The following is a 2,692-nucleotide window of genomic DNA, read 5'->3' as shown; positions in this document are numbered from 1 at the left end:
TATTCAAAGAATTGTTTCTAAACTTGATGTTGTTGGCTGTTTCAGAGTACAACTCTACCATAGAAACATCTGCTGTGTTACCCACTTCTGTACTTCTTAAGGCTACAATTAACTCACCTTTTTCTCTGTAAATTTTAGAAGCATAGGTTTCAGGAATTTTCTGAATTTCTGGTTGTGCAACAGGAATAAATGACTGTAAGTTGTTTAAGATATCAGTTACTAATTTCTGAGTATCAGCAGGTCTTGTAGACCATACTTGGAAGTTGTACACATCGTTAAATTTGGTATAATCATTTACATACCAGTTTGTTTGAATGGTGTAATTTGTATCGTTGTTGTTCTTGGCCACTGCAAAAGAGATAGCATATTCTACGATTCCGTTTCTTTGTTTTAAGCCTTGCATTAAGAAATTATAGCCACCTAACTTTACAGTTTGGATGTTTAAGATTTCTGCACCACGCAATCTATCACAAGATGCTTTGGTGTGGTTGTAGATTTTATCAGATGTTTTAATACCTAATACAACTCCTTTTGTTTGACCATTTAAAGAGAAATCTACAGACAATACTTCATCTGCAATTGTGTAATCTAAGATATCAGTAGGCGAGGTAATGTTTGCCACGTTTCCTGCATACAATTGCGTTGGGAACATGTCTAACAAGGTTTGACCTTTTCCTTGATATGCTTGCGACGACTTTAACTTTGCTTTGTTGTATAAATTAGAAGCATCTTTAATAAATTCTGTTGGTACAGAGTTTTTCTTACGACCTACATAAATTTTAGAAATCGCATCTCCTAAAGATTCAGACTCAACTCCACCAGAATTTCCTCCAGAAGTTCCTCCAGAGCCTACCATGTAACCAAAATCTTGATCTAAATTATCTTCACCTAAACTTAAATTGATAGTACTATTATTAGGAGTACCTATACTATCCCAATCATAAGTTTGAACCAAATCTGCTGGAGTTTTTCCTGATGGAATTCCAGAGGTTACTGTACTTACATCAACAATTACTGTGTAAGTGCCTTGAGGTAAATCAGTAAATAAATAATTTCCATTCACATCTGTAATGACTGTTAAATCATCACTTGGATTACTAGGAGTTCCAGGATCTAAAGTTACAGTTGCTCCTCCTAAACCAGGTTCTCCAGCGTCTATAATCCCATCTCCATCTGTATCGTACCAAACTGTATCTCCAATTGAACCTAAGCCAGTAGCTACTGTTAATGTAGCAGAGCTCTTAGCATTTGCGCATTTATTATTTGAATGAGTTACATCAACATAGTATTGGTTGGTATCTAAACCTGTTACATCGCTAATTACTAAATTTGCAGTATTGGTGCCAGAATAAACACCAGTATTTGTAAGTAAAGTTCCTCCATTTGTAGGATTTCCAAAATACCATTTGTAAATAATTCCTGAGTTTGCGTTCCCTGCAGTTCCATAAACTGGAGTTCCATTATTATAAGCGGTTGCTTTTTCTGCAGAAGCAACTACATTAAATGTTACAGATTGTCCATTAAAAGAAGTTTTATCTGCTACAGGAGTTGTAATATTTAATTGATTTGCAATATATTCGTTTCCAATTACTCCATTATAAGCTGCTGATGCTCCAGTTACTTTTCCATTAGCATCAAAACCAGTTCCATCAATAATACCATCGTTATTTGCATCAATTCCTCCAGATTCTGTAACATCTAAACACCCATCACCATCAGAATCTAAATCTAAATTATTTGTAATACCATCTCCATCTGTATCTATGCAATTCAGGTTATATCCATAAATAGAACCAATTGCATGCGTTGGTCCATTTACTACTTGATTAATAACTATTGTGTTGGTTGCATTCCAAGTTATTGGGTTTACTGTTAATCCGTTCGCAAATATCATTGATTCTAAAGGACCATTTAAAGTTTTAGAGCCTAAAATTTGTACACTTCCTGTTGGAGAAACAATAACTCTTAATAGAGGAGTAGCTGCATTTGCAGTACCCATTGCCCATATTTGAGGAATTCCACCAGCACCATGTCTTGTTCCGTCTGCAAATTTAATGGTTTGTGGAATTGAACTAAAAGCACTTGCAAACTCTAATTCATTAGAGAATAATGGAGATCCATTTACAGTAACATTAAAACTATTGTCTAGCCTAGTAATATCGATTCCAAATCCATTAGAGGCTGTATTTAAGTTGGCTGAATGTGAACTTTTGTTGATACTAAAGTTTGAAACGTCAGTGGTTTTGTTAAAACAACCTTCGTTTATGTCTAAAATACCATCATTATCATCATCTAAATCACAGATGTTATTGATACCATCTGCATCAGGATCGTTTGCAGTAACTAAACCAACAGTTGCACCAATTGTACAACGTGAAGAGTAGCCAAAGTCTTGATCTAAATCATTTTCACCTGCTGTTAAAGTTACATCACTTCTACTTACACTTGTTGTTCCATCATCATCATAAGTTGGTATTAAATCATCAGTTGTTACAGTTGTCGGTAATCCAGCTGTAACTGTAGAAGTATTTACTGTAACTGTATAATTACCAGCAGGTAAATTATCGAATAAATAATTTCCATTAGCATCTGTGGTTGTTGTTATATCATCAGCAGTATTTCCAGGAGTTCCAGGATCTAAAGTTACTGTTGCTCCTTCTAAACCACTCTCACCACCATTTTGAGAACCATT

The 2,692-nt window shown here is 34.8% G+C and carries 1 protein-coding gene; it reads right to left on the bottom strand.

Going from position 1 to position 2,692, the window contains the following annotated elements; translation table 11 throughout:
- Positions 1-2,692: SdrD B-like domain-containing protein (locus WAO74_RS06700; RefSeq protein ID WP_422160624.1), on the bottom strand; the 2,692-nt coding region annotated here is incomplete at both ends.

The sequence above is a fragment of the Polaribacter sp. genome (assembly GCF_049276715.1).
In the GTDB taxonomy this organism is placed as follows: Bacteria; Bacteroidota; Bacteroidia; order Flavobacteriales; family Flavobacteriaceae; genus Polaribacter.
Note: the sequence above shows the minus strand (reverse complement) of the source record. Positions and strands in the feature narration are given on the sequence as shown.